Here is a 23463-nt window from a genome sequence, read left to right as displayed (position 1 = left end):
AAAATGGAATTTATAATATTTTTAAGCAAATTAGATAAAGAGATTCTTGACTTATTGACGAAGGCGAATTACATCGTTGAGGAAAATAAAGTTGAGTGTCTATTAAATAAAAAGATTAAAGGACTACACAATTTTGAAGAAAATAAAATAATAATTTGTACTGAAAATGCAAAAAGGAAAACAAATTATAGAAATCTAAAGCAACAACTAAATAAAGATAATTTCAAAACAAAACGGGCAATAAGAAAAGCATTAAGACATGAAGCAACTCATGCAATACAAAAATGCAATAACAACAAAACAGTAGGAGATATAAAAAAATTAGAAAGTAAATTACATCAAAGTAAGAAGAAAGCATTAGAGTTCTCTACTTCAAATTTTTCTGGTACTTATGCAAAAGAATTAGAAGCTTATGTTCTTGAAGACAAACCCAAAAAGGTAAAAAACCTTATTAAAAAATACTGCCTATAAATTAAAAATATACCTATTAACTAGCAATGAAATTACCACAACGCTGTTTATCTAAATAGTTTATATGTTGTCTTTCTAAATAATATAGTTCCTGAAATTTAATCGCATCTGAGTTTAAATCCTTAAAGAGTTCATCTATCTCTTTATTGGTATCTGAGGAACCTGAAGAGGAATTATCAATTAAGATAGATATGCAATTTTCTAAAGTTTTTAATCTTTGAGATCTCCAAGATTCGATCAAGTGCCTGCATCTTTTTAGTGAATTATATCTCTCAAGGAGTGATAAAGTTCCAAGTAAATTATCTTTGGGATTATTTAGCATTGTTAAGAACAACTCATTCGGATTAACAAAAAAATTAATTTTAGTTGATGATTCAGAATTATCAATAGCTAAGTAGTCTGGCAAAAGTGAAATTAAGTTAATATCAGAAAACTCATTTTGAAGAATTTCATTATTTGATTGTTTTAATTCAGTTAAATAATTTAAACCCAAATTATTCTCTTCAATAATTGAAATAGCTTCCCATATTTTTTGAATATAATCAGTATTAAAAGAATTAATTTCTCTTTTGAGAAATTCATCACGAATAAAAAGCCTAAGATTAGGACAATGTAGATAATAAATAATTATTTCAGATTCATTTTTCTCACGACGAGAAACTTCATTTGGCTGCTCAAATTTTTTTGCTCTACCATGCCAACGGAATCCTTTAACTTGATTTCTTAAATCCTGTTCGAACTGTATCGCCAACCTAGCTTGACCTTTACTTAATCTTTCAGAAACTTTTTGTAAATAATGGGTTCTTGTTGATGATTGAGGTAATTTACTCAACAACTTTACTAATGAGAAAATAACACTCTGAAAAATATCAGACTTAGTTAAATCTTTATTGTTAAAGATCTGATCTATCTCCCAGTCAATCCAAAAGGATGAATTATCAATTAAATTAAAATAATCTTCTGGAGTATGACTATTTAAATATTCGTCAGCATCTTTAAAATCATTAAGTTGAAGAATTTTAAGATTAATTTGATCATGAAGAGATAGACTTTCCACTTCTTTTATTACTCTTTCTGTAGCTAATCTCCCTGCATTATCAGAATCAAAATTCAAGATTATATTTTTATTATCTGTACATCTACAAAGTTGAGAAATTTGATACTTATTTAATGCGGTACCAAGAGAAGCCACAGAATTAGTAATACCTCTTGAATGAAGAGAAATCACATCAAAGTAACCTTCAACAATAATCGCTTTATCTCTTTTTCTTATATGGCTAGATGCTTTTTCGAATGCAAACAACATTTTGCCCTTTTCAAATATCTCTGATTCAGGTGAATTAAGATATTTAGGTTCTTGGCCATCAAGAGATCTGCCTCCAAAAGCAACTACTCGTCCCTGCATATCATGTATTGGAACAATTAATCTATTTCTAAAACGATCATAAATCTTGTCAGAATTATCCTTAGAAATTACAAGACCTGAAGCTAATATAAGATTAATAGGAAATTTTTCTACTTTTGATAGATAGTTATATAAATCATTCCATGAATTTGGAGCAAAACCTAATTCAAAGTTATCAATAATTTTGTTATTTAAATTTCTCTTAGATATCAAATATTTCATTGCTTCAACACCTAGAGAATTATTTAATTGAGACTTAAACCAATTTTTAGTAACTCTTAGTATTTTATAAAGTTCTTCTTTTCTAGATAATTGTTTTTTATATGCTTCTACTTGGGGGCCCTCAAGATTTTCAACATTAATATTATTTTTCTTAGCAAGAGAAAGTACAACATCAGAAAAATTAGCACGAGTAAATTCCATTAAAAACTTAATAGAGTTACCCCCAGCACCACAAGAAAAACAATAATAGAATTGTTTACTTGGTGATACCGTCATAGAGGGCTTTGTATCATCATGAAAAGGACAAATACCAACAAATTCCTTCCCTTTTTTCTTAAGAACAATATGTTCAGATATAACATCAACAATATCTGCCTTTTCCTTAACCTCTTGAATAGTTCTTGGGTGTATAGAATGAACCATTGAGATTTTTATCAAGAAATAAATAATGATTTATTTGTTATAGTTCAAAATCAAATAAGAATCTACTTAATTTCACAATAAAACTATTTATTCAATGATAAATATCGCAGAAATAGAAAAAAAAATAACCTCATTGAACAAATTGAATTTGGTATTTGCCTCATTCTTCTTTAGTTTGATGACTTTGTGCGTAAAAAATATTGATAAAAGGATACCTATTTATGAATTAGTTTTCTTCCGGTCTTTATTAAGTTTAATGATTACATTATTTATAATTAATATTAAAAATATAAGTCCTTGGGGCAACAATAGACCATTACTTTTTTTAAGAGGTTTTTTAGGGACTTTAGCCTTAGTTTGTATTTTTTATGCAATAAGAAATATGCCTCTTAGTATATCTACTGTCATTCAGTACACATATCCTATATTTATTTCTATATTTGCTGGCATATTTATCAATGAAAAAATAAATACGAATATAATTATTGCTTTAATTATTGGCTGGATTGGTATATTAGTAATATTAAATCCAACTCAATTATCAAATATTAACGTTGAGATTGAAAATGTTTCGGTATCGATAGCTCTTCTTGGTTCAATCTGCACTGCATTTGCTTACGTTACAGTGAAGAAACTTGCATTTACTGAAGATGTATATGTAATTATTGCGTATTTTCCACTTGTTTCTTTTATAACTTTATTGCCAATTGTATTAATCAACTGGGTCTCCCCAAATTGGAATGAATTAATTTGGATAATTGGCATTGGCTTATTTACTCAATTAGGTCAGACTTTCTTAACTGTAGGATTAAAAAATTTACCTGCATCTGAGGCTTCTACAATTAACTATTTACAAGTTTTATTTGGTTCAATTTGGGGATTTTTGTTTTTCAGTGAAATGATAAATATAAATTTCTTAATAGGCGCTTCACTAGTTTTATTAGGAACTATTATATCTACTACCAAAAGAACCAAAAGGGCATAGAATAAATAAAGAATAAAAAAAAAAGTGAAATTTTTCTATTTAGCTTTATTGTTTTGTTTTTCTCCTGTTATTCAAGTTGAAGCATCGACTCCAAAGTCGGTAACTTGTACAAGGACCGAATATAGGGAGGAATATATTCCTGGAACGAAATCAAACCCAGGCTTCGTAAAAAGTTATGAAGTGGATGTGGTAATACCCTGTGGAGGCCAAAATCAAGATAAGAAAATAGACGATAATGACTGTAGTGAAGGTTCAGTTATTGGAGGTCTTCTTGGTGCTGGAATAGCACTTTCCTCCTCTAGAGGGAAAGATAGATTTTGGGCGGTACCTGCTGCCGGAACTGCAGGAGCACTGATTGGATGTCAGGTGGATGGTGGTTAATTGATTAGTTGGATAAATGGAGAATTGCTTGAATTATGGCAAACTAATAACAAATTTTTTGTTTTAATAAATTGTCAAGGATTAGGGTACGAAGTTCAAATATTAGAATCCTTTTTTCTAGAATTAAAAACAAACAATATATCTAATAAAAACATTACTCTTTGGATAAAACACATTAAGAAAGAAGATTCAGATTTATTATTTGGCTTTACATCAAAGGATCAAAAGAATTTCTTTATTGAAATTTTAAACATTCGAGGCGTTGGATCCCAAATTGGGATGGGGATATTAAATAAATATTCCATTAGTGAAGTTATCAATGCAATTAATAATCAAAACAAAAATTTAATTTGTTCTGTACCTGGTATAGGACAAAAAATGAGTGAAAGGTTGATTTTAGAATTAAAAAGTAAATTTAAAAATGAATTACAAATTGAGGAACTAAAAAGGCAAGATGCATTTAATATTAAGAATACTGAAATCAATAAAATGATGGGTGACCTTCAGTTAACTTTAAAGTCTTTAAATTACACCAAGAATGAAATTAAAAATATTTTGCCAATTATTATCAAAGAAACAAATAATTCTACTAAAAATGGAAACAACACATCATTTGAAAATTTATTGAAGTTAGCTATGAATTATTTGGATAATGATAGTAGTAATATAGTCAGATAACGTAGTAGTATATATTTAAGAAAATAAATTTTATGTCATTAGATACAGCTGAGAAACAGAAACTTATTGAAACCCATCAAGTTCATGCAACTGACACAGGATCAGCAGAGGTTCAAGTTGCAATGCTTTCTAAAAGAATTTCGAAATTAAGTGACCATTTACAAGAAAACATTCATGACTTTGCATCAAGGCAAGGATTATTAAAAATGATTGGGAAAAGGAAAAGATTGCTATCTTACATAAAAGATAAAAATGTTCAAAAATATCAAGACTTAGTAAATAAAATTGGAATCAGAGGATGATTTCTATTAATGAAAAAAAAACAATCAAAAAAAAAGATACTTAATGGAAAGAATAAAACTTTATCTGAGAAAACTGTTTTTCCCAATCCAGAAAAAAAATCTAATAGAGTTACTGCCCCAAAGCAATCATCAACTGGGATCCCTAAATATGTAGCCGATAGAATGGCGAGAAGAATATTTTTTACCACAGGAATACCGACGCTAATGGGTATGTCAGTTTTTGTTTTAAGCTATATTATCGTTACTAGAAATATCGCTGAAATACCTCCTTCTTCAACTATTGCAATTTCAGCATTATTTTTCTTGTTAGGTCTTGCAGGATTGAGTTTCGGGATATTATCCGCTAGTTGGGATAAAGAGCCTGGATCTTTTTTTGGTATTGAAAATATCCCAATAAATATACAAAGAGCAAAAGCCGCCTTCAAACCTGCAACACAAAACTTTGAGGAGAATAATTAATCTAGGAAACTAAAGATTTCAAATTAACTTGGAATGAATTATTTTCTAATAATTTGCATGCTCCTTGAATATCGCCTATACAGAATTGATCACCGAATTTAACGTAGGTAATAGTATTATTATTTCTTACTGCAGCTAATACAGGGATCTTGATTCCACATTTGCCTTTATCTGGCTTAAATTTAATTAAACAGTCTCTTAAATTATTTTGTACTCTTACATCTGATGCTTGAGAACTTTCAAGATTAATAATAAGCAATTTAAGGTTATCTATTTCTCTACAATCATCAATTATTAACTGAGTTTTATCACTTTTTTTATCTATTGTTCCCCACACCAATAATCTAGTATCAGTCAAAAGAAATTCTGATAACCTTATATAGGTTTTCGGGAAAACTACTGCTTCGCAATTTCCAGAAAGATCTTCTAGCTGAACTATAGCCATCCTATCTCCTTTTCTCGTGGTGATTTGCTTCAATTCGGGTATCATCCCAACTAAAGATACTTTCGTTCTATCTTTTATTTCTTCTAACTGTGAAATACTAATTGGAGATACAAGTTTTGCTGGCTTAGTTAAATGTTTCAGAGGATGATCAGATAAGTAAAAACCTAAAAGCTGCTTTTCTAACTTTAACTTCTCAATCAGTGAATAATCATCAACTTTAGCTAATTGTGAATCTGAAAATGCTACATTTGAAAATTCATCTTTAGAGTCAAATAGATTTCCTTGCCCAGACAATCTATCGCGATTTCGTGAAGAGGCCCATTCAACGACATGTTCGAGATCTGACAATAATTGAGCTCTATTATTGTTATTTGAAAACTCATCTAGTGCACCACAATGAATTAGAGATTCAAGATTTCTTTTGTTAAGGACATTAGAAGGTAAACGATCGCACAAATCTGATAATGACTTAAAACTTCCAAAATTTTTACGATTTTCAATTATATTTCTTATGGCAGAATCTCCTAAATTTTTTATTGCAGAAAGACCGAATAAAATCTGATTATTCATAATAGTGAAATCAATTCCAGAGAAATTAATACTTGGTGAAATAACTTCTATTCCCATCGAATAACAATTAGAAATATATCTTTGCATCTTGTCGCTGGCTCCTGAATTTACGCTTAAAAGAGCTGCCATATATGCAACAGGAAAATGGGCTTTTAAAAATGCAGTTTGATAAGTTACTGCACCATAAGCGGTTGAGTGGCTTTTATTAAAACAATATTCTGCAAACAAAACCATTTGATCAAAAAGATCATTTGCTAATTTTTCATTTACACCCTTCTTCATAGAACCGCCCACAAAAATATTTCTATGTTTAACCATCTCTGATACTTTCTTTTTCCCCATTGCTCTTCGAAGTAAATCAGCATCACCCAGAGAATAACCGGCTAAGTCTTGAGCAATTTTCATAATTTGTTCTTGGTATACCATTATTCCATAGGTTTCAGTAAGAATTGACTTAATAAAAGGATGAGGGAAATCAACCTTTTCGTTTCCATTCTTTCGATTTATGAATTTAGGTATAAGGCCAGCATCAAGAGGACCAGGCCTATAAAGAGCCAGGATAGATGAAATGTCCTCAAGAGAATTGGGTTTAAAGTCCTTTACAACCTGTTTCATACCAGAAGACTCAAGTTGGAATATACCTTCAAGATCTCCTCTTCCAATAAGTTCAAATGTTTTATCATCATTTTGAGGTAACTCATCAATATTTATTGTCTTTCCAGTGGATTGATTAATAAGAGAAACTGTCTTTTCTATCATCGTAAGATTCTTAAGACCCAAGAAATCCATTTTCAATAATCCAAGTGATTCAATATCATCCATAGAATATTGGGTTATTATTTGTCCTTCATTATTCCTTTGAAGAGGTACAAGTTCGTCGAGAGGATCTGATGCAATAACAACTCCTGCCGCATGAACTCCATATGTTTTATTCGTTCCTTCAATTCTTAAAGCCAAATCGATCCATCTTTTAACCCTATTGTCATTAATATATTTATCTCTAAATTCTTGGCTAGGAGAATTCTTATCAATCATTTCATTAAGTTTATAAGGTTTCCCTCTTACAACCGGTATTAACTTAGCTAACTTATCCGCCTCTCCATAAGGAATATCTAAAACCCTTGCAACATCTTTTAAAACAGCCTTAGAAGTCATCTTATTGAAAGTAATTATTTGTGCAACTTTATCCTCTCCATATCGATTAGTAACATAATCAATAACTTCATTTCTCCTATCAATACAAAAGTCGGTATCAATATCTGGCATAGACTTTCTTGCAGGATTTAAAAATCTCTCAAACAATAATCCATGCTCAACAGGATCTATATTTGTGATTTGAAGAGCATAGGCTACTAGAGAACCTGCCGCAGAACCTCTACCTGGTCCTACTGGGATAGAGTTATCTCTAGCAAATTTGATGTAATCCCAAACAACCAAAAAATAATCTGGGAAACCCATATCTTTTATAATTTTCAATTCCGAAGATAGTCTTTTTTTATAAATCTCATCAACTTCTGTAAGACTGCTTTTTTTAAGTCTTTTTAAAAGACCTTCATTAGATAATTGTGTTAGTAGAAAAAAAGAATCATTGTCTTCCTTAAGAGGAAATTTTGGCATTCTATATTTACCAAACAAATCAAATACTTCAATTTTTTGAGAAATTTCTACTGTATTGTTAACTGCATCTTTAATTGATTCATCATCAATATGATCTTTAAAAAGTTCAAGCATTTCATTTTCACTTTTAATATATTCTGTACCTGTATATCTCAATCTTTTTTCATCGCTTATTAGTTTTCCCGTTAATATACAAAGCAAAGCATCATGTGATTCAACATCCATATTTGATATGTAATGAGCATCGTTGGTAGCGATGACTTTTATTTGATGCTTCTTCCCAATTTTCAATAATTCGACGTTCACAGTTCTATCCTCAATAGAGCCGTGATCTTGTATTTCCAGATAAAAATCATCTGCAAATAATTTTTTATACCAAAGGGCTGTATCCTCTGCTACATCTAATCTTCCTTTCAAGATGGCCTGAGGTATCTCTCCACCAAGGCAAGCTGTAGAAATGATAAGACCATCCTTATATTTATTTAAAAGAAATTTATCAATACATGGTCTAGAAAAAATGCCTCGACCTCTCATTCCATTTAAGTGACTAATAGTTGTTAACTTTACGAGATTTTTATAACCAGTATGATTTTTTGCTAACACCACCAAATGATATCTTTTTTCTTTTTTAGGTTGAGGATCATCAATAGAACCATTAATCACATACATTTCATTCCCAATAATTGGTTTTATTCCTTTCTCTTTACACTTCTTTACTAAATCAAGAACTCCATACATAACTCCATGATCGGTAAGAGCAATAGAATCCATTCCAAGAACAGAAGCTCTATCTACAATTTTTGAAATTTGACTTGCTCCATCAAGCAGACTATAGTCACTATGATTATGAAGCGAAACGAAACCCATATTCAATAAATTTATATATATAAAATAGAGAAAATTTTAAAAAAATCTATACTTTGTGATTACAAATTAATTATTAATACAATTTTAGAATAAAGGCCTCTTCTTAATTACCTGAGCATCAATTTCGAAAATATTTGCGGCATTCAATATTCTATCCTCTTCCAATACATTTCCTATTAGTTGAAGACCTATAGGTAATCCTTTATTATCAAAACCACAAGGAATACTGATAGCTGGGAGTCCTGCTAAATTAGCTGGAACAGTTAATAGATCAGATAAATACATAGCAAGCGGATCATTAATAAAATCACCCTTCAAAAAAGCGGTAGTTGGGCAAGTCGGAGTTAATAGAATATCTACTTTCTTAAAAGCGTTATCAAAATCTTTTCTTATTAGTGTTCTAACTTTTTGTGCTTTCTTGTAATAAGCTTCACTGTATCCAGCTGACAAGGCATAAGTGCCTATCAAAATTCTTCTTTGCACTTCATCTCCAAATCCTTCAGCTCTGCTTTTTGATGTCATATCTAAAAGATTAGAACCTTCATTAGATCTATAACCATATTTAACTCCATCGTATCTAGCTAAATTTGCTGATGCTTCAGATGGTGCGATTACATAATATGTAGCAATTCCGTCGTTAAACCTAGGACATTCAACTTCAATGATTTCGGCTCCTAAAGTTTTGAATCTCTCAACTCCAGAAAGCACAGATTCCTTAACTTCTGGGTTAAGGCCAGGATGATCAAAGCATTCTTTGATGATTCCAATTTTTAAATCCTTAATAGATTTATTTAAATCACTCAAATAATTTGGTACAGGTTTATCAAGACAAGTTGAATCTAAGGGATCTTTACCAGATATTGAATAAAGAATTTCAGCAGCATCTGAAACAGTATTTGTAATTGGGCCAATTTGATCAAGAGAGCTAGCAAATGCTACAAGACCCCATCTACTTACTCTGCCATAAGTAGGCTTAAGCCCTACAACACCACAAAAAGAAGCTGGTTGTCTTATTGATCCTCCCGTATCAGAACCTATAGCGGCCGCACATAATCCAGCAGCAACTGAAGCAGCACTGCCTCCAGAACTTCCTCCTGGTACTCTATTAATATCCCAAGGATTTGAAGTAACGCCAAAAACAGACGTTTCTGTTGAACTACCCATCGCAAATTCATCCAAATTTGTTTTACCCAAACAAATACCACCTGAAGACCATAATTTACTTGAAGCTGTTGATTCATAAGGTGCAACAAAGTTTTTGAGCATTTCACTTGCGCAAGTGGTTAAAACTCCCTTAGTGCAAATATTATCTTTAATTGCTATTGGAATTCCTGCGAGAGGAGGAAGTATTTCATCATTTTGAATTAATTTATCTATATTTTCAGCCTGTGCTATTGCATTATCTTTTGTAGTACTAATATATGAATTAATTTGAGTATCTTTGGAATCAATTTTTAAAAAAAAATCATTAACTAATTCCTTAACGGAAGCATTTTTACTATTAATATCCTTTCTTAAAGAGTTAAAATCCATTCCTCAACCTGTTTCTTGTTAGTTAACGATTGTCAAACTGTTAATGGTTCTTCTTTTTTGCAACGAACAAAAGAATGTTTGATATTGGTAGAACCTTCATCGGAGAGATCTTTAATAAAAGATGACATATTGGCTTTTAAGCTACGTTTTGTAATAAATGGACCATACCAGTAAGTAGTATTAGGTTGTTTCGTTTCGATTTTAGCCCACCAAGCTAATCCGAGTTTGTTTCCAAAATGTCTAATCAATTTTATTGGTCTCAATAGACCATTAATTCTTGTTAAATTCTATACAATTTTGTAGTAAAAATTCAATAAATTTTCATTAATTATCTAAATGTATTGAAACAACAATATTTCAGGCAACATTAGATAAAGAGATTAATAACAAAAACCTTATTAACTTGTCAAGTAAAATAGTGATATTGCTGCTGCCACAGAGGCATTTAAACTAGAAGTCTTACCCTTAAGCGGAATACTTAATAGAAAATCGCATTTTTTTTGAGTTAACAAAGAAATGCCTTTATCTTCAGCCCCTATTATCACAACAATGGGTGTTTTTTCATCAAAGTTTGAAATAGATAATTGACCCTCTCCAGATAATCCGACAACAAGAAAACCATTTTTCTTTAGCTCCTCTAGTGCCCTATTTAAATTAACAACTCTACTTACTGGCAAGTGTTCCAAGGCCCCTGCAGCCACCTTGGCAACTGTTCCAGTTAAACCCGCCGACCTTCTTTGAGGGATAATGATACCCTTACAACCAAATGCCTCTGCTGATCTAATAATTGCGCCAACATTATGTGGATCAGTTATTCCGTCTAAGGCCAAAATAATCGGATTTGCAGAGTTCTTTTTAGAAGAATCGATTAATTTTTCAAGGGATATTGTTTTCGAGCATGCTAACTGCAGCGCGACGCCTTGATGTGAAGCGCCAAAAGTCAATTGTGAAAGCCTGTTCCAAGAAACTTCTTCGATGAGGACTCCTTTTGATTTAAGGTCCTTGAGTAAAATATAGAATTTCTCTGAAGAAAAGATTTCTGATGTACACCAAATTCTATTAATAGCTCTATTACTAGTAAGAGCTTCAAAAACTGAATGTTTTCCCCATATCCAATCATCAAAATTTTTTTTGTTAGAAAGATCTTGATAAATATTCGGAGATTTATTAGAAAATTCTAAATTTGATATAGCTATTGGCTTTCTTCTTTTTAAGGATGAATAGTTACTTTTATTTTTATCACTTTTGCTTAAATTGTTAGAACTATTATTTTTTGAAGAATTTGTATTTTTAGAGAAAAAATTAGAATTAGAATTTTTTTTATATTGTTTACTATTTTTTTCAAAATAATTTTTTTTAGATGAGTTTTTCATAGATTCTTTAAATTTTAATTTTCAAGATATTCAAAAATAGTTGATAATCTTTTAGGATCTTTTAAAAATAACCAACCGATAAGAGTTTCAAAACCAGTTGCTCTTGAATATATAGTGGGGTCTGAGGACTTTGGGTATCTCTTTATTTTATTTCTAGCACGTCTAATTAAATCTATTTCATTCTCATTTAGTAAATGTTCAATTTCACTTAAACATTTAGATTGAGATTTAGCTTTTACTTCGTTCACTACTGATAAATGGAGTTCTTTAGATTTCAAAGGGAAATGAACATATCTTAGTCTTTGATGAAGTTCCCATACCGAATCACCAAGCCAAGCAAGTTGAATAACACCTATTTCTTTAGGCGATCCATTTGGAACCAAGTTTTGAATCCAATAATTCAATCTTTTAAATAAGTTAATGCCTCTTCAAGACAAGACTTTAAGTTAAGAAAATCGCCTAAACGAACAAGTTTAATTGTTTGAGCAACTCTCGAATTACCAACAACTGAGAAACCTAACTTTAACTTTTTACATTCTTTAGCAGTCTGAACAAGAGCTCCAAGACCTGAAGAATCTAGAAAATCAATTTTTGTAAGATCAATAACGAATGGAAGTTCATTTTTTAAATTATTTTTAACAAAAGTCTTAAATTGTTTTTCTGAGAAAGCATCAAGCTGTCCTTTAAAAGTAAAAACAATAATATTTGTTTTTACCTCTAGGGTTCCTCTTAAAGAAACCGTTAGCTTCTGGAAATCTTCTATGATCTAATCCCTCCAAAGAATTAATGTTTCAAATGTAATAATCAAATCAAATCAAAAGAAAACAATATGTCAACATCTTTCTAACATTAGAGAAACAAATTTTCCAAATAAATAATCTGAGTCATGTGGTCCAGGTGCTGCTTCTGGATGATATTGAACACTAAATATTGGCTTATTATTAACTTCTAATCCTGCGACAGTATTATCGTTAAGGTTGTAATGAGTTATTTTGACTATGTCCTCTGATAGAGAATTAGGGTCAAGAGCAAAACCATGATTCTGACTAGTTATCTCAATCTGATTATTCATTCCACAAGGATGATTTAGACCACGATGACCAAAAGGTAGCTTATAAGTTGAACCTCCTAATGCCAATCCAAATATTTGATGGCCAAGACAAATTCCAAACATAGGTATTTCACCATGTTCAATAAGTGATCTAGCTAAATCTATACCTTCAGTCACAGAAGAAGGATCGCCTGGACCATTTGAGAAGAATATCCCATCAGGCTTATAAGATAGGACATCATTTAAAGAAGATTGGGAAGGTAAAACTAAAATTTCACAACCATGGGAGACTAGTCTATTTAAAATTGATTTTTTTATACCAAAATCAATTGCTATTACTTTTAATTTATTAGGATTTTCAGAGCATCCTTTTCCGACATTAAAATCTGTTTCTGTAGGATTTCTCCATAAATATTTTTGCTTTGTTGAAACTAATTTAGATAAATTTAATCCTTCCATTATTGGCGTTTCATGTACCATTTTTAAACAACTTTCTACAGTTCTATTTTCAGAATCAAGAACTCCATTCATAGAGCCATTAGATCTTAAAATTTTAACAAGAGCCCTTGTATCAATTCCATAAAGTCCTATGATATTTTTTTTCACTAACCACTGATTAAGATTCTCTAGAGATCTCCAATTACTATTATTGGTTGAATAATTTCTAACAATTATTCCTTTAACACAAATACTTGATTCTGAATCTTCAAGATTAATACCAGTATTTCCAATTTCTGGATAAGTGAATGTTAATATTTGGCCATAGTAACTTGGATCAGTAATGACCTCCTGATATCCGGTCATTCCAGTATTAAAGACTATTTCCCCAACAGCAGTACCCGGAGCTCCAAAAGAAAATCCAGGAAATATAATCCCATTACTTAAAACTAATTTTGCGTTTTTCTTATATGGATTACTCATCAATTTAAATTTAATTCATCTGAGGATAAATAAGTTTTTAATAGTAAAAATTTTTTCCAAGGAGTTCCTTGATTAATTGAAAATAAAGCTTTATTAAAGCCTTCATGCAAATCATCCTCAATTCCTGCTGCCCAGAGGACTAATGCAGCATTTAAAGCAACAACCTCTTTATGCGATTTTGTCCCAGAACCATTTAAAACAGATTTTAATATGTCCTCGTTAGAGTCTTCATCGGATACAACAAGCTTATCGTTTGAAATATTTTCATGATTAAAATCTGAGATATTTATTTTTGAAAAACGTAATTTTCCTTTTTCAACAAATACCAATTTATTATCTCCTTGAAGTGAAGCTTCATCAAGCCCGCCAGAACCATGAACTACTATTACTCTATTCATTCCCATATTCAATAGTGCACTTCCCATTGGCTCCAAAAGATCCTCAGAAGCGACACCTAATACTTGAGCATTAGGTCTTAAAGGATTTACCAATGGTCCAAGTTGATTAAATACAGTTCTTATTCCAAGGGCCTTTCTCAATGGAGCAAGTTTAATTAAAGATTTATGCCACACAGGAGCAAACAAAAAAGTTATTCCAATTTCATTAACGGCAGAGATTATTTTTTCTAGTGAACAATTTAAATTTAAACCAAGATTCAATAAAACATCAGCAGATCCAACTTTCCCACTAGCACTTTTATTCCCGTGCTTAGCAATTTTTACACCACAAGATGCCGCTACAAATGCTACTGCAGTTGAAATATTAAAGGTATTAGCCCCATCACCTCCAGTTCCACAAGTATCAACCATATACAAATTCGGTCTTGCTACTGGCAATTGGCAAACATTTAAGAGTTCCTCAGCCATAGAAGACAATTCAACTCCTGTACAACCCTTAGCTCTTAAAGCGCTCAAAAAAGCTCCTGTTTGAACATCAGATATTTCATCATTAAGCCATCTTTTCATTAACAATCTAGAAGTTAAATCACTAAGGTTTCCTCCATCCAACAAAATATTTAGGATCTCGGGGTTCGAAAGGTTAGAAGGCATTTATTTATTTATTTGTTTATTTATAAAAGAATAATTTCGAGATAACATTCAATTTGAAGCATCAAAACCTGAACCAACTAAATCTTTATTTGTATTAGAAGGTCTAAAGCTTTTTGACCAAATTATTTTTGTTTTTGAAAAAAGTTGATTTTTAGTAATATTCCAAAATTTTAAAATTTTTTCAATATCATTTTTAATGTCAATTTCACCAGGGAAATCATTATAACGATTTATCAATCTAGCCAAATTAATAAAGTCAAGATCTTCTGGTTTTTCTTTAGTGATAAGAGAATCTATAATATTCTTGTCTATTGCATGTAAAGGATGAGTTTGTTCTTTACTCATAAAAAAAATCTGAATCATTTATAAAATTAGCTCACATATTTAAAAATGAAACATTATCTTAATCATATCAGCAAAATTAAATGAAAAATTTAAAATTTAAAGTTATATCTAAATATCTCAGACCATACAAAAAAGAATTTCTATATGGGGCTTTAGCTCTATTAATAGTCAATATATTGAGCGTTGTAATACCCCTAGAAGTAAAAAATATAATTGACCAATTACAGAATGGTTTCTCTTCAGATTTTGTTATTTCTAAATCTTTGTGGTTAATCTTATTAGCAACTTGTATGGGTTTAATCAGACTATTTTCCAGACAAGTAGTTTTTGGAATAGGTAGAAAGGTTGAGGTTAATCTTCGTCAGAAACTTTTCGATCATTTGCTGATACAAGACCCAGAATGGATACAAAAGAAAGGAAGCGGAGACATTATCAGTAGAGCCACAAGCGATATTGAAAACATAAGAAGGCTTTTGGGTTTTACGGTTTTAAGCTTGTGCAACATTGTCTTAGCTTATTCATTAACTATTCCATCGATGTTTTCAATTAACAAGATATTAACAATATCTGCTTTGATGATATTCCCATTAATCCTTGTAATAGTAAGCTTATTCGGCGGTAGAATGGTGAACCAAAGAAAAATTCAACAAGAATCACTGTCAAAACTAAGTGATCTGATACAAGAAGATCTTTCTGGCATAAGCGCTATCAAAATTTATGCACAAGAAAATGCTGAGAAGAAAGAATTTAATATATATAATAATGCTTATCGAAATTCAGCGATAAAACTTGCAAGAACAGCAAGTACCCTATTCCCATTGCTACAAGGTATTTCATCAATTTCATTATTGATTTTATTGGGATTAGGAACTATTCAACTAGAGAGTGGATTTATTTCAATAGGTGGTTTAGTAGCCTTAATTCTTTACGTAGAAAGACTTGTTTTCCCTACTGCTCTTTTAGGGTTTACATTGAATACTTTTCAACTTGGTCAAGTAAGTTTAGACCGTGTAGAAGAAATCTTTCAGAACAAACCAAGTATTGTAGATGGAGCAAACACTAAATATTTAAAGAGAAAGATAAATGGATTTTTAGAAGCCAAAGACTTAACCATCAAATATCCCGGATCAAAGTTTAATTCATTAAATGGTCTCAATTTTAAAATTTATCCCGGAGAACTTATAGCAATAGTTGGCCCAGTAGGTTGTGGCAAAACAACACTAGCAAAGTCTCTTGGAAGAACAATTGAAATTCCTGAGGGTCAATTATTTTTAGATGAAATTGATGTAAAAAATATTAAATTAGCAGATCTAAGAAAAAATATTGCAATTGTTCCCCAAGAAGCATTCTTATTTACCTCTACAATCTCGCAAAACATAAGTTTTGGAGAACCAAAAGCTTCTAAAGGATTAGTCAAAAAAAGTGCTATAAAGGCTGGATTAATGGATGATATTAATAATTTCCCTCAAAAATTGAAAACAATTGTTGGTGAAAGAGGAATTACACTAAGTGGTGGGCAGAGACAAAGAACAGCACTGGGAAGAGCATTACTTGTAAATTCACCTATTGTCGTTCTTGATGATGCTTTAGCAAGCGTCGATAATAAAACAGCAGCTAAAATAATAGATGAAATGCGAGAAAGAAGTAAAAAAACAATTTTAATGATTAGTCACCAACTATCTGTGGCTGCAACCTGTGACAGGGTTTTAGTAATGGACAAAGGAGAAATTGTACAAGAAGGTCATCATAAAGATTTAGTAAAAGAGAACGGGCTTTACAAACAACTGTGGGAAAGAGAACTAGCAACTAACATCGTTAAGGGCAAAAAGTAATTTTTTAATTTATGATATAAAAATTGAAGTTATGTTCAAATTTCTAAAAAAAATCATGAAGAATATAGAGCCAACTTTAACTAATGATTTTAATTCAGTTCATAGAATATTAAAAACAGATATTAAAAGAGATCCTAATCCTCAAGAAGATGAAATAATATTTGGTTGTGGTTGTTTCTGGGGAGCTGAAAAATGTTTTTGGAAACTACCAGGTGTGTTAACAACATCCGTAGGGTATGCTGGCGGAGAAAGAAGCAACCCAACTTATTATGAAGTATGTTCAGGCTTAACTGGTCATTCAGAAGTTGTAAGAGTTATCTGGGATAAAAGAGAAATAGACATAAGTGATTTATTAAAAATGTTTTGGGAATGCCATGACCCAACACAAAAAAATAGACAAGGTAATGATATTGGAACTCAATATAGATCAGCTATATTTTTCAAAAATGAGAATAATAAAAATATTATATTAGCCAGTAAAGAACAATATCAAAAAGAACTAAATAAACAAAATCTTGGTTTAATTGAAACAGAAATAAAAATGATTGATACCTATTATTATGCAGAACAGTACCATCAACAATATCTTGCATCCCCTGGTAGCAGGCAGTATTGTTCTTCTTCTCCTACAAAAGTTAAGTTAGGAGGTTTTACTGGAAGTAATTACAAATTAAAAGATCATATATGGGAAAACTTTAATTGGGAAGTTGACAAATGTGTATTGAGATCTGATAACAATCCTATAAAGAATAACATTTAAATCAATCTTATCTTTATAGTAATAATACGGGGCGTAGCGCAGTTTGGTAGCGCACCACTTTGGGGTAGTGGGGGTCGTGGGTTCAAATCCCGCCGTTCCGATTACTTTTCTTCATCATTAATAAGAGATTTATATAGTTTATATGAGCTTATGCCGACAGCCATGAAAGTAAAAGATGAAAAAAAAGCTAATATTAATACGGTTAAGTTTGAGACTTCAACCTCACCTAGCTGGAAAGATATAAAAATATTCATTGACCACTAAATTAATTAAAGATTAACATAATTACAAAAATTTATTCAAAACGAATTATAAATTCAGAAGAATTACTACACCAAATACAATCCTATAAATAATAAATAATTTCAAACCATTTGAAGAAAAATACTTTAATAAGAAATCGATAGCAAATAAAGAAGATACAAATGTAGTAATAAGTGCAACAATTAGAGGTAGAAAACTAAATGAAGAAAATTCATTAAAAGAAGAGATGAACTCAACAATAGCAGCAATTGAGATGGCAGGTATGCCTAAAAGAAAGGAGAATTTTGCAGCATCACTTCTTTCCCAACCTGATATTAGAGCGGTAGAAATAGTAACACCAGATCTTGAGACACCAGGAAAAATAGCAAAGGCCTGGGAAAAACCTATTACAAAACTATCTGAATAATGATGATTTTTTAAATTTTTAGAACCTTTTTTCGAACTATCAGCTATGTACATAAAAATAGCCATAACGAAAGAAACTAATGCAATTGATAAATTTGAACGAAGAATCTTTTCAAAAAAATAAGGAATAAATAATTTTATGGTCCCACCTAGCAAAATAATTGGGATAGTACCAATCAAAATTGACATCAAAAAACTTTCAGATAATAGATAATTAAAAAACTTTTTTGAAGAGTTACTTCTTAATTTAAAAATTTCAATCCTAAAATACCAAACTATTGCGAAAACACTTCCAAGTTGAATAATTGCTGACAAAGAGGGACCTGGATCATCAATTCCTAAGAAAAGAGATATAACTTTTAAATGAGCAGTACTACTTACGGGAATAAATTCTGTTAAACCTTGAATTAAGCCATAAAAAATAAATTCTAAATATTCCAAAAACTCATAATAATTACCTAATTTATTAATAGCAATTTAAAAATTACAATTTACATTTAATAATTAAAAGCTAATATAAATTAATGAAAAAAAATCTTTTCTTAATTCCATTTTTTCTTTTTTATTTATTCTTTTTTTCTGATTCTGTAAAGGCTAATTATTGGTTAATAATAGGAACTTATAGACAAGGACCAGGTGGAAGACCAGAGGTTAGTGGAATAACAAGTCCTTCGTTATATTCTATTCCTATGAAAGATTTCGATACATGTAAAAAAGCAGGGGAAAAAATTACCAATGAAATATATAAACCTGTTTGGCAATTTGATAGTAAATGGACTTGTGTATTTAGTGGTGAAAATAAATAAAGTTACCTTTTCACATCGTGGGCACAACCATCACCTTTATAATTTTCACTTTCATAAAAATCATTTTTTGTGCCAAAATAAATAGTTAACAAAACAAATGGCAAACTTAATATAAATAAAATAGTTGTTAAATCCATGATTAAATTGTTGAATTAATAATGAGGTTATAAGAAATTAAAAAACTATTTGTAAATTTAACTAAGCTTTAATAATCTGTAGGACCGTTGATAAAAAGGGGAAAAGAAGTGTCCTAAAGCAATTAAAAGTGAAACTCCAGAAATAGCAGCAAAGGTAACTAAACCTTCAATTTCAAAAGAAGAAAAATAAAACATCCTTAAGAAACTAAAACTAGTTTGATAATATCAACAAAAAATAGGTATTTGTAAAAAATTTTGACTCGAAGACAATTTAAAGATTTTTGTTCTAAGCCACTAAGGTTGAATCTTCATTATCAGATGAAACTCTTATTCTCTCTTCCAACTTAGGGCCATATAATTCATTTCCCCAGATTTCAACTCTTGAATCGTTTGGGGCCATAAAAGTAAGAATATCCGTGGGGAATAAAACTCTTTCTAAAAAAAAATTTGATGGGCCAATACATCTCAAAACAACCATTCTACAGCCTTCATTTTTGTAAGAAAACTCAACCATCCTAAAGCAACAAAGTAAAGACCATTAAACATCATTTAGCTCTACAAATAATGTATAAAAAATTACTGAAAATAAAGAAACTTAGAAAATATTATATATTTAATCCTGCCTCAATTAAATTTCTTTCTTGATCAATTAATAACAAAGCGTACGAATTCATAACATCAAAACTTTTATATGGGATAGAGACATTAAGCATTCTCAAGAAACTGGATAATTTTTCATCTTGAAGAGCGTTTCCTTTTTCTAAAAACATTTCTTTTTCTTGATTAGACTTCCACATATTCATATATTCAAACTTCAAGGGCTTTAAGTGCCAAATATTGTCTATTAAACTCCAAACATCTAAATATTTACTTAGGTTATTCTGAATTTTTAATCTATAAGAAGATTCTTGAGGACTCAACTCTGCTGAATTTATTGGTAAATCATTAACGTCATCAATAGAGAAAGGTTCTATTCCCAAAAACCATCCCTCAAGTATTAATAAATCAGGATTATCTGATCTCCAATGTGATCTATCTCCTAAGCCATTTCTTAAGGATTTATCGTAAACTGGTACATTTAATTTTCCATTAATTTTCCAATTTAATAATTTTTCATGCATTAATTTTACAGAGTGACTCCCTGGGAAACCTCTTGATACATTCCAAGGGTTGTCCTTAATTGCTAATTTCATTTCATCTGACGGGAGATAAAAATCGTCAATTGAAATAACAGCAATTTTGAAATCTAATTTTAACGATATTGCTTCAAGCCATTTACCTAAAGTTGTTTTGCCTGTCCCAGGAAGAGCTGAGATCCCAATTGTTTTTCGTTCAGCAAAATTATTTTGAAATTTAAAAGCCTGAGATAAAAGAGGTAAAGCTAAACCCCATATCCAATCATCATTAACTTTATTATTCCAAAATTGATCAATTGAAAGAATATTTTTTTGATTGTTCCAAAAATTGAACCAATCATCCAAAGATTCCCAGCCAATATCAATAATTAATTTTTCAAATTTATCAAGTGGAAACTTAATATCTAAATCTTTCATATTTCTAAATTAGTACCAGCTTATTTATTAATTTATTGATTTCATTTTTCCAACCATATCCATTCGGTTCAGAAGCTAAAGTAAATTCCAAATCTTTTAATTGATCTATTAAATTTAAGTTAGGTCCATCTATTCCTGGAATAACTATTCTAAAATCTGAGTTTAAAAGTAAAGGTAAATCATTTGGAGAATCACCCAAACCTATAATTTGAATATTTGAAATATTTGAATATTTTTTAAGAGCATTTATTGCTTTACCTTTATTAGAGTTTGTAGATAATAAGTGACTCATTCTATTTCCTTTAAAAATATCTACCTGGTACTTTTTACAACAGATATAAATTTTCTCTTCTAAAAAGCTGGGCGGATTTAAAAAAGGCATACTCCAATGTCTATCTCGCATTAAGTTCAATGAGTTGCCTTTTAAGCCTGTAAGCTGAGTTGCTTCTTGATCAGTGAGATTATTAAGAGGAATAAGTTTATAGTCAATTTCTTTAGAAATACAATTTAAGATTTCTTCAAGAAATTCGTATGTTTTTCCAAGAATAATTTTTCCATTAACCTTTATAAGAGATTCACCATATATTGCCGCACCATTTTCAACAATATAGGGATCCTTCAAATTTAGTTCATTCCTAATAACTTTTACTTCAGATGCTGTCTTGCTTGTACATAGAATTACAGGTATGGATAATTTTTGAAGTGTTTTTATAGTTTCCTTAGCAGGCGTTAAATCATATGAATGATCCATTAAAGTGCCATCTACATCACTAACTACCCAAAGAGAAGAATTTTCAAACATTTATAAAGAACCAAGCCAAATAACTTGAAAAGGATCGAGACTAATATTTTTCCAATTGTATTTGTTGGATGTTAAAAAATCTCTCATATTAAAATCATTATCTATTATTTGAGGTAGATCATTATCATTTAATTGATAATTAATCTTATTTCCTGTCATGTTATGGATCGCAAAAATAGATTCTTGATCTTTACCTCTTTTAATAACAACAATATCACTTCTACCTTTTGACAAACATTTCATTTCTGAACAAGGATGAAATTGCTTTAGAACTGATCTGACATCCATAGCTTTGCGAAGATATTTTAAGTTTTTATTTGCATTAGATTCAGGATTATTTAAAACAGATAAAAGATTGTCTGATTTAAATTTCTCTCTATTGAGGTCTCTTCTTTGACCAGTCATAGAGAAACTTTTGATATCATTTTCGGAAGCAAGTAATGCTGGCAAATAAAATGCAGGAACTCCTTTAAGAGCCATGACTAATAATTGAGTCAAGATAAATCGCTCAAATTGGTATCTATTTGAATCTCTACTGGAGTCTTCCATTGCACTCCACCAACTAATGTTCAATTCATATGGTTTATCCTCCCCATTTGATAAACGTCTATGACTTACTAATCCCCCTCTTTTTTCACAATTAACTAATAGATTTTTAATTCTCTGTTCATTCATTAAGCCCTCAAGAGCTCTTAGCCCAACACCATCATGCGATGCAGTGAAATTAAATAAAGTAGTATCTTCAGGTAATATGGGCCAATCAAAAATCCATGAGTTTAGAATATCAGCTCTTGAAGTAATAATTGCCTCTAGAAGAAGAGGAGGTAATGGGAAATTATATGCCATGTGGGCTTCATCATCAGGAATCAGATAAGAGAGATTTTCCTTCTGAGGAACATTAGTTTCAGTTATTAAAACTCCCTCATCAAGAAGATTATTTAAAAGAACTCTTAAGAGTTTCACAATTGAATGTGCTTTTGGTAAATGCAAGCACGTTGTCCCTGATTCCTTCCAAATAAAACCTACAGCATCAAGCCTTAACCATTTAATTCCATTAGATAAATAAGTAATAATTAAATTCAAGAACTCAAGAGTCATTTTTGGATTATGCCAATTCAAATCAATTTGATCTGGACCAAAAGTTGTCCAAACTTGTTTAGGGCCATCTTCAGTATTTATTTGAGAAAACAAAGAGGAACTTCTTGGCCTAACTACATTTGACCAGTCAAGATTTTGTTTCGGCGAAAAAACATTTGATATGCCCGGTTCTTGGGATTTAATAAATTGTTGAACCCATGGGTGAGATGATGAGACATGGTTTAGTACTAAATCAGCCATCAAATCATGATTTTTAGAAATAATTTTGAGATCATCCCAACCACCAAATTTTTCTTCTAAGGATTCATAACTTGAGACGGCAAAACCTCCATCACTTGTAGATTTCAAAAAAGGAAGAATATGTACAACTTTAGAAAGACTACCAAAATGTTTACTTAACAACTCACTAAGAGTTATTAATGTTGCCTCTTCATTTTTATAAATACTATCTGCATAAGTTATCAAAACAGAATGTGCTTCATTCCACCTTTCCTTGTCTCTTATTTCTTCATAAGCAGATTTCTCTGAGAAATCATCTAAAATCTGTAATAATTGATTTGAAATAAAATTAATTTCTTCTGTAGTATTATTTGAATAAATTGTTTTTAACAATTTATCAATCTTTAATCTATCTAATTTTTTCTCTGAATCAATTTGCTTCACTTTGAAAAAATCAACGAAGTATTAATACTATTCTGCACATCAATTA

The 23463-nt window shown here is 30.5% G+C and carries 24 protein-coding genes and 1 tRNA gene; 10 read left to right on the top strand and 15 right to left on the bottom strand.

All coding sequences use genetic code 11. From position 1 onward, the window contains the following. Window positions 1–3: 3 nt before the first annotated feature. Window positions 4–471 carry a serine hydroxymethyltransferase gene (locus tag HA143_RS04645; protein WP_209083488.1) on the top strand — a complete coding sequence of 156 codons (468 nt, stop codon included), beginning with the start codon at window positions 4–6 and terminating at the stop codon, window positions 469–471. 16 nt (window positions 472–487) lie between these two features. On the opposite strand, the gene dnaG is transcribed toward HA143_RS04645, so the two are convergent. Continuing rightward, entirely contained in the window at window positions 488–2521 is a 2034-nt protein-coding gene (dnaG, locus tag HA143_RS04640; protein ID WP_209083482.1) for a DNA primase, read from the bottom strand. 94 nt (window positions 2522–2615) lie between these two features. Here dnaG and HA143_RS04635 point away from each other — a divergent pair, with 94 nt between their 5' ends. From HA143_RS04635 to HA143_RS04615, 5 genes are read left to right on the top strand one after another with little or no spacing between them, the layout of a single operon-like run. Further along, window positions 2616–3506, top strand: coding sequence for a DMT family transporter (locus HA143_RS04635; RefSeq protein WP_209083480.1), 891 nt, complete (start codon window positions 2616–2618; stop codon window positions 3504–3506). 24 nt (window positions 3507–3530) lie between these two features. Next, complete coding sequence (locus HA143_RS04630) at window positions 3531–3887, top strand: cAMP phosphodiesterase (protein WP_209083477.1); 357 nt, start codon at window positions 3531–3533, stop codon at window positions 3885–3887. Further along, window positions 3888–4565 (top strand): Holliday junction branch migration protein RuvA, encoded by a 678-nt coding sequence (gene ruvA, locus HA143_RS04625; RefSeq protein ID WP_209083475.1) that lies wholly within the window; start codon window positions 3888–3890, stop codon window positions 4563–4565. A 32-nt stretch (window positions 4566–4597) separates the two neighbouring features. After that, on the top strand, window positions 4598–4867 hold the full coding sequence (rpsO, locus tag HA143_RS04620; RefSeq protein WP_209083473.1) for a 30S ribosomal protein S15: 270 nt from the start codon (window positions 4598–4600) through the stop codon (window positions 4865–4867). A gap of 9 nt (window positions 4868–4876) precedes the next feature. Then, window positions 4877–5326, top strand: coding sequence for a PAM68 family protein (locus HA143_RS04615; protein ID WP_209083466.1), 450 nt, complete (start codon window positions 4877–4879; stop codon window positions 5324–5326). Window position 5327: 1 nt separating this feature from the next. Here HA143_RS04615 and HA143_RS04610 read toward each other — a convergent pair whose 3' ends face one another. The 9 genes from HA143_RS04610 to HA143_RS04570 form a co-directional block, all read right to left on the bottom strand. Then, complete coding sequence (locus HA143_RS04610; RefSeq protein WP_209083464.1) at window positions 5328–8825, bottom strand: DNA polymerase III subunit alpha; 3498 nt, start codon at window positions 8823–8825, stop codon at window positions 5328–5330. A gap of 84 nt (window positions 8826–8909) precedes the next feature. Continuing rightward, window positions 8910–10358 carry an Asp-tRNA(Asn)/Glu-tRNA(Gln) amidotransferase subunit GatA gene (gatA, locus tag HA143_RS04605; RefSeq protein ID WP_209083463.1) on the bottom strand — a complete coding sequence of 483 codons (1449 nt, stop codon included), beginning with the start codon at window positions 10356–10358 and terminating at the stop codon, window positions 8910–8912. 32 nt (window positions 10359–10390) lie between these two features. Continuing rightward, window positions 10391–10606 (bottom strand): DUF1816 domain-containing protein, encoded by a 216-nt coding sequence (locus HA143_RS04600; protein ID WP_209084470.1) that lies wholly within the window; start codon window positions 10604–10606, stop codon window positions 10391–10393. A gap of 150 nt (window positions 10607–10756) precedes the next feature. Further along, window positions 10757–11731, bottom strand: a complete 975-nt coding sequence (gene rlmB, locus HA143_RS04595) for a 23S rRNA (guanosine(2251)-2'-O)-methyltransferase RlmB (RefSeq protein ID WP_209083456.1) — start codon at window positions 11729–11731, stop codon at window positions 10757–10759. A 14-nt stretch (window positions 11732–11745) separates the two neighbouring features. After that, window positions 11746–12135 (bottom strand): Mini-ribonuclease 3, encoded by a 390-nt coding sequence (locus tag HA143_RS04590; protein ID WP_209083453.1) that lies wholly within the window; start codon window positions 12133–12135, stop codon window positions 11746–11748. Continuing rightward, on the bottom strand, window positions 12132–12494 hold the full coding sequence (locus tag HA143_RS04585; protein ID WP_373921643.1) for an STAS domain-containing protein: 363 nt from the start codon (window positions 12492–12494) through the stop codon (window positions 12132–12134). Before HA143_RS04585 ends, HA143_RS04590 begins: the two co-directional genes overlap by 4 nt. 69 nt (window positions 12495–12563) lie before the next feature. Then, on the bottom strand, window positions 12564–13703 hold the full coding sequence (gene carA, locus HA143_RS04580; protein WP_209083448.1) for a glutamine-hydrolyzing carbamoyl-phosphate synthase small subunit: 1140 nt from the start codon (window positions 13701–13703) through the stop codon (window positions 12564–12566). Further along, window positions 13703–14752 carry an anthranilate phosphoribosyltransferase gene (gene trpD, locus HA143_RS04575; RefSeq protein WP_209083443.1) on the bottom strand — a complete coding sequence of 350 codons (1050 nt, stop codon included), beginning with the start codon at window positions 14750–14752 and terminating at the stop codon, window positions 13703–13705. Before trpD ends, carA begins: the two co-directional genes overlap by 1 nt. A 48-nt stretch (window positions 14753–14800) precedes the next feature. After that, window positions 14801–15097, bottom strand: coding sequence for a DUF3288 family protein (locus HA143_RS04570; RefSeq protein ID WP_209083442.1), 297 nt, complete (start codon window positions 15095–15097; stop codon window positions 14801–14803). A gap of 80 nt (window positions 15098–15177) precedes the next feature. Here HA143_RS04570 and HA143_RS04565 point away from each other — a divergent pair, with 80 nt between their 5' ends. The 3 genes from HA143_RS04565 (at window position 15178) to HA143_RS04555 (ending at window position 17790) form a co-directional block, all read left to right on the top strand. Beyond that, window positions 15178–16929, top strand: coding sequence for an ABC transporter ATP-binding protein (locus HA143_RS04565; protein ID WP_209083441.1), 1752 nt, complete (start codon window positions 15178–15180; stop codon window positions 16927–16929). A gap of 31 nt (window positions 16930–16960) precedes the next feature. Further along, window positions 16961–17689 carry a peptide-methionine (S)-S-oxide reductase MsrA gene (msrA, locus tag HA143_RS04560; RefSeq protein ID WP_209083440.1) on the top strand — a complete coding sequence of 243 codons (729 nt, stop codon included), beginning with the start codon at window positions 16961–16963 and terminating at the stop codon, window positions 17687–17689. 27 nt (window positions 17690–17716) lie between these two features. Next, a tRNA-Pro gene (locus HA143_RS04555) sits at window positions 17717–17790 on the top strand. 208 nt (window positions 17791–17998) lie between these two features. Here the strand turns inward: HA143_RS04555 and HA143_RS04550 are convergent. Further along, window positions 17999–18799, bottom strand: a complete 801-nt coding sequence (locus tag HA143_RS04550) for an undecaprenyl-diphosphate phosphatase (protein WP_209083439.1) — start codon at window positions 18797–18799, stop codon at window positions 17999–18001. A gap of 83 nt (window positions 18800–18882) precedes the next feature. Between HA143_RS04550 and HA143_RS04545 the strand changes: the two genes are divergently transcribed. Then, window positions 18883–19164 carry a hypothetical protein gene (locus HA143_RS04545; RefSeq protein WP_209083438.1) on the top strand — a complete coding sequence of 94 codons (282 nt, stop codon included), beginning with the start codon at window positions 18883–18885 and terminating at the stop codon, window positions 19162–19164. Between the two features lie 423 nt (window positions 19165–19587). On the opposite strand, the gene HA143_RS04540 is transcribed toward HA143_RS04545, so the two are convergent. The 4 genes from HA143_RS04540 to HA143_RS04525 form a co-directional block, all read right to left on the bottom strand. After that, the gene (locus HA143_RS04540; protein WP_032526118.1) at window positions 19588–19815 is read right to left on the bottom strand and encodes a DUF1830 domain-containing protein; all 228 of its coding nucleotides are present in this window, start codon (window positions 19813–19815) and stop codon (window positions 19588–19590) included. 91 nt (window positions 19816–19906) lie between these two features. Continuing rightward, entirely contained in the window at window positions 19907–20854 is a 948-nt protein-coding gene (locus HA143_RS04535; RefSeq protein ID WP_209083437.1) for a kinase, read from the bottom strand. A gap of 4 nt (window positions 20855–20858) precedes the next feature. Continuing rightward, entirely contained in the window at window positions 20859–21656 is a 798-nt protein-coding gene (yedP, locus tag HA143_RS04530) for a mannosyl-3-phosphoglycerate phosphatase-related protein YedP (protein WP_209083436.1), read from the bottom strand. After that, on the bottom strand, window positions 21657–23417 hold the full coding sequence (locus HA143_RS04525; protein WP_209083435.1) for a sugar phosphorylase: 1761 nt from the start codon (window positions 23415–23417) through the stop codon (window positions 21657–21659). Between the last annotated feature and the right edge of the window lie 46 nt (window positions 23418–23463).

Source organism: Prochlorococcus marinus CUG1415 (assembly GCF_017696015.1).
Classification (GTDB): Bacteria; Cyanobacteriota; Cyanobacteriia; order PCC-6307; family Cyanobiaceae; genus Prochlorococcus_A; species Prochlorococcus_A marinus_AE.
Note: the sequence above shows the minus strand (reverse complement) of the source record. Positions and strands in the feature narration are given on the sequence as shown.

Coding starts and splice junctions, on each gene's coding strand:
- HA143_RS04535 (WP_209083437.1), bottom strand. CDS start 20,854: ATGAAAGATTTAGATATTAAGTTTCCACTTGATAAATTTGAAAAATTA.
- HA143_RS04615 (WP_209083466.1), top strand. CDS start 4,877: ATGAAAAAAAAACAATCAAAAAAAAAGATACTTAATGGAAAGAATAAA.
- HA143_RS04565 (WP_209083441.1), top strand. CDS start 15,178: ATGAAAAATTTAAAATTTAAAGTTATATCTAAATATCTCAGACCATAC.
- HA143_RS04645 (WP_209083488.1), top strand. CDS start 4: ATGGAATTTATAATATTTTTAAGCAAATTAGATAAAGAGATTCTTGAC.
- trpD (WP_209083443.1), bottom strand. CDS start 14,752: ATGCCTTCTAACCTTTCGAACCCCGAGATCCTAAATATTTTGTTGGAT.
- yedP (WP_209083436.1), bottom strand. CDS start 21,656: ATGTTTGAAAATTCTTCTCTTTGGGTAGTTAGTGATGTAGATGGCACT.
- HA143_RS04570 (WP_209083442.1), bottom strand. CDS start 15,097: ATGAGTAAAGAACAAACTCATCCTTTACATGCAATAGACAAGAATATT.
- HA143_RS04540 (WP_032526118.1), bottom strand. CDS start 19,815: ATGGTTGAGTTTTCTTACAAAAATGAAGGCTGTAGAATGGTTGTTTTG.
- HA143_RS04545 (WP_209083438.1), top strand. CDS start 18,883: ATGAAAAAAAATCTTTTCTTAATTCCATTTTTTCTTTTTTATTTATTC.
- HA143_RS04610 (WP_209083464.1), bottom strand. CDS start 8,825: ATGGGTTTCGTTTCGCTTCATAATCATAGTGACTATAGTCTGCTTGAT.
- rlmB (WP_209083456.1), bottom strand. CDS start 11,731: ATGAAAAACTCATCTAAAAAAAATTATTTTGAAAAAAATAGTAAACAA.
- rpsO (WP_209083473.1), top strand. CDS start 4,598: ATGTCATTAGATACAGCTGAGAAACAGAAACTTATTGAAACCCATCAA.
- dnaG (WP_209083482.1), bottom strand. CDS start 2,521: ATGGTTCATTCTATACACCCAAGAACTATTCAAGAGGTTAAGGAAAAG.
- gatA (WP_209083463.1), bottom strand. CDS start 10,358: ATGGATTTTAACTCTTTAAGAAAGGATATTAATAGTAAAAATGCTTCC.
- msrA (WP_209083440.1), top strand. CDS start 16,961: ATGTTCAAATTTCTAAAAAAAATCATGAAGAATATAGAGCCAACTTTA.
- carA (WP_209083448.1), bottom strand. CDS start 13,703: ATGAGTAATCCATATAAGAAAAACGCAAAATTAGTTTTAAGTAATGGG.
- HA143_RS04635 (WP_209083480.1), top strand. CDS start 2,616: ATGATAAATATCGCAGAAATAGAAAAAAAAATAACCTCATTGAACAAA.